Raw genomic sequence first — 6,952 nt, forward strand, 5'->3', positions numbered from 1 at the left:
CGCCTCAGACCTCGGGGACCAGCACCTCGCGCTTGCCGACGTGGTTCGCGGGCGTGACGACGCCCTGTTCCTCCATCTGCTCGACCAGGCGCGCGGCCTTGTTGTAGCCGATGGCCAGCTTGCGCTGGATGTAGCTGGTCGAGCATTTGCGGTCCTTGGCGACGATCGCCACCGCCAGGTCGTAAAGCTCGGCGTCGCCGCCCTCGCCCGAACCAAGGCCCAGCACCTGGTCGATGCTGTCGGCACGTTCTTCGTCCGGCCCCTCGACGACGCCCGACATGTAGCTGGGCGGACCGAAGGATTTCAGGTGGTTCACCACCTCCTCGACCTCCTCGTCGGAAACGAAGGGGCCGTGGACGCGGGTGATTTTCGACCCGCCCGCCATGTAAAGCATGTCGCCCTGGCCCAGCAGCTGCTCGGCCCCCTGTTCGCCCAGGATGGTGCGGCTGTCGATCTTCGAGGTGACCTGGAAGCTGATCCGGGTCGGGAAGTTCGCCTTGATCGTACCGGTGATGACATCGACCGAGGGCCGCTGCGTCGCCATGATCAGGTGGATGCCCGAGGCGCGCGCCATCTGCGCCAGGCGCTGGATGCAGGCCTCGATCTCCTTGCCGGCGACCATCATCAGATCGGCCATCTCGTCGACGATGACGACGATATAGGGGAAGGTCTCGGGCTGGAATTCCTCGGTCTCGAACACCGGCTCGCCGGTATCCTCGTCAAAGCCGGTCTGCACGGTGCGCCGGAACAGCTCGGCCTTGTCAAGCGCCTCGCGCACCCGGGAATTGTAGCCCTCGATATTGCGCACGCCCATCTTCGACATGCGGCGATAGCGCTCCTCCATCTCGCCCACCACCCATTTCAGGGCGACGACGGCCTTTTTCGGATCGGTGACGACCGGGGACAGCAGATGCGGGATGCCGTCATAGACCGACAGTTCCAGCATCTTCGGGTCGATCATGATGAGGCGGCATTCCTCGGGCGTCAGCCTGAACAGCAGCGACAGGATCATGGTGTTGATCGCCACCGACTTGCCCGAGCCGGTGGTGCCGGCGATCAGCAGATGCGGCATCTTGGCGAGATTCGCCACCACCGGGCCGCCGCCGATGTCCTTGCCCAGCGCCAGCGGCAGCGGCTGCGTGCCGTCGCCATAGGCGCGCGCGGCCAGGATCTCGCGCAGCACCACCTTTTCGCGCCGCGCATTGGGCAGTTCGATGCCGATGACCGAACGCCCCGGCACGGTCGAGACCCGCGCCGAGAGCGCCGACATCGAACGCGCGATGTCGTCGGCAAGGCCGATCACCCGGCTGGCCTTCAGCCCCGGCGCGGGTTCCAGCTCGTAGAGCGTGACCACCGGCCCGGGGCGGACCTCGGTGATCTGGCCCTTGACGCCGTAATCGTCCAGCACCGCCTCCAACATGCGGGCGTTCTCCATCAGCGCCTCCTGGCTCAGCTGATGGCGCTCGACGGTCTGCGGCGCGGCCAGCAGTTCCAGCGGCGGCGGCTCATAGGGCGGGTGCTGCGCCTCGGGCGCCGGGCGCGTCGCCGGCAGGCCGGGGCGCGGCGCGGCGGGACGCGCAGAACCGCCCGCCAGCGCCGGGGCGGGCAGCTCGGCCTCATCCTCTTCGAGCGGCGGCGTCGGGCGCGAGCCGCCGGCCAGCCGCGCGGTCACCGCCGAGAGCAGGCCCTTGCCGGCCTCGGGGCGGTCGGCGCAATGGCGGATGGCGTCGCTGATGCGCGCCGAGACCTCGGTCTCCGAGGGCGGCAGGTCGTCCTCGGGGTAATGGGTCTCGGGCTCGATCAGCTCCGGCACCGGGACGAAATCCTCGGGCTGGCGGATGCGGATCTGCGGCTGGCGCGCGCCAGCGGCCTGCGGCAGGCTGGCCGAGCCGGCGCGAGTGACACGCTCGCGCCGCGCCTCGGCCCGGCTTTGCAGCTCGCGCGCCGCACCCGAGGACAGGCGCAGCCCGCGGTCCAGCCCCTGCAGCGCCAGCAGCCGGGCGGTGGCCAGGCCGCGGCCCAGATAGGCGCGGATCGCCGCCAGCTCCCTGCGGTCAAAGCCCAGTACATAGGCCAGCAGCGCCAGCGCCGCCGCCGCGGTCAGCAGCGCCAGGAACTTGATCGCCAGCGAGGCCCGCATCGGCATTGCCGACAGCATGCCGCCCATCAGCATGTCGCCCAGATGGCCGCCAAGGCCGAAGCTTTGCCGCCAGTCCGCCGGCGGCGCCAGCGAGGTCGCATAGACCGAGACCGCCACCACGCCAAAGGGCAGGAAGATGGCGCGCATCAGCCGCTCTTCACCCCGGTGCAGCATCAGCCGCAACCCCCAGACCCAGGCGCCCAGCACCAGCACCCAGGTGCCGTGGCCGGTGATCATGAACAGCGCCGAGGCGACATAGGCGCCCGGCCGGCCCAGATAGTTCTGCGCCGGCTGGTCGGTGGCCGACAGGACGCTGGGATCCTCGGGCGTATAGCTGAGCAGCATCATGGCGATCAGCACGCCCAGCAGCACCAGCCCGGCGCCCAGAAGTTCCTTGCCGCGCCGCTCGAGCGCCGCCTGCGTGGATTGGTCAAACAGCGGATCGCGCTGCTTTGCCTGCCAGCTCGCCATGCGTCACCCTCCCTGGTAGAGACAGTTCTTCAGGCGGTTCAGCGCCGCCTCGGTCTGTTCCGCCGGCGCCACCAGCGCCACGCGGATGAAATCGCGCCCCGGATTGCCGGCCAGGCCGTCGCGCGCCAGATAGGCGCCGGGCAGCACCTGGATGCCGGCCTCGGCCCAGAGCTTTCGCGCCGCCGCCTCGCCGTCGCCGATGCGCGCCGGCACCGGCAGCCACAGGAAAAAGCCGCCCGCCACCGGCTGATAGCCGGGCACATTGCCCAGCACCCGATCGGCAATGGCGTATTTCTGCTGATAAAGCGCGCGGCTCGCGTCCACATGCGCCTCATCGGCCCAGGCGGCGGCGCTGACACGCTGCACCGGCAGCGGCAAGGGCGCCCCGGCATAGCTGCGCAGCCGCCGCATCTGCGCGATCTGGCCCGCGCCGCCGGCGGCAAAGCCCGAACGCAGCCCCGGCAGGTTCGAGCGCTTGGAGAGCGAATTGAACATCACCACCCGGTCGGCCAGACCCATGCGCGTGGCCACCGCCAGCGCGCCGGGCGGCGGCGCCTCGCGCCATATCTCGGAATAGCATTCATCGGCAAGGATCAGGAAATCGTGGCGCTCGGCCAGGGCCAGCAGTTCCTCGAGATAGTCCTGCGAGGCAATGGCACCCTGCGGATTGGCCGGCGAGCACAGATAGGCCAGGCTGGTGCGCGCCAGCAGCGCCGGGTCCAGCGCGGCGTAGCGCGGCAGATGCCCGGTCTCGGGCGTGGCCGGGACAAAGACCGGCTCGGCGCCCACCGCCGCCGCCGCCACGGCATAGACCTGATAGAACGGGTTCGGAATCAGGATCGCCGGCCGCTGCCCGGCCTTGGATTCGGGGGCCAGCGCCAGGGCGGCGTTGAACAGCCCCTCGCGCGTGCCGTTCAGTGCCATGATGCGCTCGGGCGCGACATCCAGCCCGTGCCGGCGCCCCAGCCAGCCCGAGATCGCCGCCAGCAGTTCGGGCGTGCCCTCGTTCGGGGGATATTTGCCGAATTCGGCGATGCAGTCGGCCATGATCGGGCCGACGAATCCCGGCAGCGCATGGCGCGGCTCGCCGATGGTCAGGATCAGGGGATCGCCCCCGGGTTGAATGTCCGCAAGCAGTTTCCGCAGGCGCGGAAACGCGTAATCCGGCAGGTTCGAGAACCGCTCGGGAATTGCCATGGCTGCCTCTCAGTCGGGGTCGTCGCGCCCCGTTCGCCGCAAGATTACCGGCAATCCCCCGATGCGTCCAGAGTTTCGCGGGCAATTGCCGGCGCGGCCCGGTTCAGCGCAGCGCCGCCTCGGCCGCCGCGGCAGCGACCAGCAAGGCGCGGTCGCCCCCGGCCGGGCCCAACAGCATGATGCCGCAGGCCGGCTCTCCGGTCGGCAGGGTGATGGCCGGCAGGCCCAGAAGATTCGCCAGACGTGTGTTGCGCAGCGCCAGCAGGTTCTCGCGCGCAAAGAACTCGGGCTCGGCCAGCAGGCGGGCCGCATCCGGCGGCAGGTTCGGCACCGTGGGCAGGATCACCGCGTCGAATCCCGCCACCAGCCGCGCCCAGTCGGCGCGCAGCCGCGCCATTTCCTGCCAGCCGGCGACGTAATCCACGGCCAGGAAATCGCGCCCGCCGCGAAAGCGTTCGAGGATCAGCGGATACATCAGCTCGGGCGCGTCCTCGATCTGCTCGCGCCAGATGCCATAGGCCTCGGGCGCGAACAGCACCGGCGCAAGCGCCAGCGCCTCGGCGGCGCAGCCCGGCGCGGCGTGGCTGATCTGGGCGCCGGCGCGCGCCAGCCGCGCCATCGCCTCCTCGAAGGCCCTGACCGGCGCCGCGCGCGCCTGATCGAAGGGCAAGCCGTCCAGCACCATCAGCCGCAGCCCGCGCCCGGCCGCATCGGCCAGGTCGGGGGCGGGCTGGCCCAAGAGCAGCGCATGCAGCTCGGCGCAATCCTCGACGCTGCGGGCGATGGGGCCGGCCACGTCAAAGCGCTGGCACAGCGGCACCATGCCCTCGCTGCTGACCGTGCCATGCGTCGGCTTGAACCCCACCAGCCCGTTCCAGGCCGCCGGCACCCGGACCGATCCGCCGGTATCGCTGCCGATCGCCGCCGCCGCCAGCCCCAGGGCCACCGACACCGCCGCGCCCGAGCTTGAGCCCCCCGGGGCCAGCGCCGGGTCGATGCTGTTGGGCGGCGTCGCGGTCATCGGGTTCAGCCCCAGCCCGGAAAAGGCCAGTTCCGTCATATGCGTCTTGCCGAGGCAGACGGCGCCCGCCAGCGTCGCCCCGGCCAGGATCGCCGCGTCGCGCACCGGCACCCGGCCTTCAAGCAGGCGCGAGCCGGCCTCGGTGGCAATGCCGGCGCTGTCGATATTGTCCTTCCAGCTGATCGCCACCCCGTCCAGCAGACCGCGACGCAGGCCGGCGCGGGCGCGGTCATGCGCGGCAATTGCCTCGGCGCGGGCGCGCTCGGGTGTCAGCCGGGCATAGATGCGGCTGCCGTAGGGGTGGCGCGCCGCCGCGTCCAGATAGGCCTCGGCCTGTTCGACCGGGCTGATCAGCCCGGCCAGGATCGCCCTGCCCTGTTCCGCCGCCGATGCCCGAAGCCAGTCCATGCGCAGTCCCCCCAGTCATGCGATTGCCTGCGCCAAGCTAGACCCCGGCGCCCGCACCCGCAATGGTGCAGGGTTTCGCCGGTGGTGCATGGACGGTGGTGCATGGACATTGCCGCCGCGAAGGTCATAGTGCCGACCATGAGAACGGATTTCGACATCGTGATCGCGGGCGGCGGGCTGAACGGCCCGGCGCTGGCCCTGGCCCTGGCCGATGCCGGCCTTGCCGTCGCCGTGGTGGATGCACGCCCGGTGGACGCGCGCGCCGGCGACGCCTTTGACGGGCGCGCCTATGCGCTGGCGCTGGCCTCGCAGCGGCTGCTCTCGGCGCTGGGCCTGTGGCGCGACCTGGCCCCCGCGGCACAAGAAATCCGCCGCGTCGAGGCGACGCAGGGCGCGCCCGGCGACGGCCCCGGCCCCTTCGGCCTGCATTTCGACGCCGCCGAGATCGAGGAAGGCCGGCTGGGCTTCATGCTTGAGGACCGTTTCCTTTATCGCGCGCTGGTCGGGGCGATGGCAGGGCGGGTCACGCATCTGGCCGGGGTCGCGGTCAACGGCCAGCAGGCCGGCGCCGCCGGCATCGCGGTGGCGCTTTCGGACGGGCGCGAACTGACGGCGCGGCTGCTGGTCGGCGCCGACGGCCGGCAGTCGGGCGTGGCCGCGCGCGCCGGCATCCGCCGCATCGGCCATGACTACGGCCAGATCGCGCTGGTCGCCGCCGTCGATCACGACCTGCCCCATCATGGCACCGCCTATCAGTATTTCATGCCGACCGGGCCGCTGGCGATCCTGCCGCTGCCCGGCAACCGCAGCTCGATCGTCTGGTCCGAGGCCGCGGCCAGCGCCCGCGCCGTCATGGCGCTGGACGACGAGGCCTTCCTCGCGGCGCTGCGCCCGCGCTTTGGCGATTTCCTGGGCGAGATCCGCCTGACCGGGCCGCGGTTTTCCTATCCGCTGAACCTGACCCTGGCCGAGCGCTATGTCGCGCCGCGCCTCGCGCTGCTGGGCGATGCCGCGCATGGCGTGCATCCGATCGCCGGTCAGGGCCTGAACCTGGGGCTGCGCGACGTGGCCGCCCTGGCCGAGGTGATCGTGACCGCCCGCCGCCGCGGCGAGGATTTCGGCAGCGACCAGGTCCTGGCCCGCTATGAGGACTGGCGCCGGCCTGACGCCACGGCGCTTGCCTTCGGCATGGACGGGGTGAACGCGCTGTTTTCCAACGCCAACCCGCTGCTGCGCGCAGCGCGCGAACTGGGCATGGGCCTGGTCGACGCCATCCCGCCGCTGCGCCGCGGCTTCATGCGCCAGGCGGCCGGGCTGCGCCTGGCACCGATGCCGCGGCTGCTGGCGGGACGCCGGCTTTAGGCCATCACGAGGATGCTGGCCCTGCCCCGAAGCCACCCGGCTGCGGACAGGATGAAGGCCCGAGCGGTTGAGCCGGTCCCGGGAAGGAAGGCGGTGGCGGGCGGCAAGCACTGGGCCGATCCGTTTGAGCGTATGGGGCGGATGTAACCCATTGATTTTGGGCTGGGCAGGCTTGCAAGATGGGCTCGGAACCTGTTTGGAACTCACAAAGTGGTATTTGTGAGGTCATTTCCTGTCGTCAGCCGCCGCCATCCTCGCATAGGCCCACGGCATCAGTGGTTAGCGTCCACGGGCGTGGTGTAATTTCACCGGCGCTGCCGGTGTGATCCCTGTTGGCCATCGAGGTGTATGTT

At 70.8% G+C, this 6,952-nt stretch carries 4 protein-coding genes; 1 reads left to right on the top strand and 3 read right to left on the bottom strand.

Annotation, left to right across the window (positions count from 1 at the left end; genetic code table 11):
• Nucleotides 1-4: 4 nt before the first annotated feature.
• The 3 genes from WMK75_RS09080 to WMK75_RS09090 form a co-directional block, all read right to left on the bottom strand.
• Complete coding sequence (locus WMK75_RS09080) at nucleotides 5-2,611, bottom strand: DNA translocase FtsK (protein ID WP_347267361.1); 2,607 nt, start codon at nucleotides 2,609-2,611, stop codon at nucleotides 5-7.
• Between the two features lie 3 nt (nucleotides 2,612-2,614).
• The gene (locus WMK75_RS09085) at nucleotides 2,615-3,808 is read right to left on the bottom strand and encodes an aminotransferase class I/II-fold pyridoxal phosphate-dependent enzyme (RefSeq protein WP_347267362.1); all 1,194 of its coding nucleotides are present in this window, start codon (nucleotides 3,806-3,808) and stop codon (nucleotides 2,615-2,617) included.
• Nucleotides 3,809-3,911: 103 nt separating this feature from the next.
• Nucleotides 3,912-5,237, bottom strand: a complete 1,326-nt coding sequence (locus WMK75_RS09090) for an amidase (RefSeq protein ID WP_347267363.1) — start codon at nucleotides 5,235-5,237, stop codon at nucleotides 3,912-3,914.
• 138 nt (nucleotides 5,238-5,375) lie between these two features.
• Between WMK75_RS09090 and WMK75_RS09095 the strand changes: the two genes are divergently transcribed.
• Nucleotides 5,376-6,599 carry a UbiH/UbiF/VisC/COQ6 family ubiquinone biosynthesis hydroxylase gene (locus WMK75_RS09095; RefSeq protein ID WP_347267364.1) on the top strand — a complete coding sequence of 408 codons (1,224 nt, stop codon included), beginning with the start codon at nucleotides 5,376-5,378 and terminating at the stop codon, nucleotides 6,597-6,599.
• The last annotated feature ends 353 nt before the right edge of the window (nucleotides 6,600-6,952 follow it).

The organism is Paracoccus sp. (in: a-proteobacteria) (assembly GCF_039808215.1).
GTDB lineage: Bacteria > Pseudomonadota > Alphaproteobacteria > Rhodobacterales > Rhodobacteraceae > Paracoccus.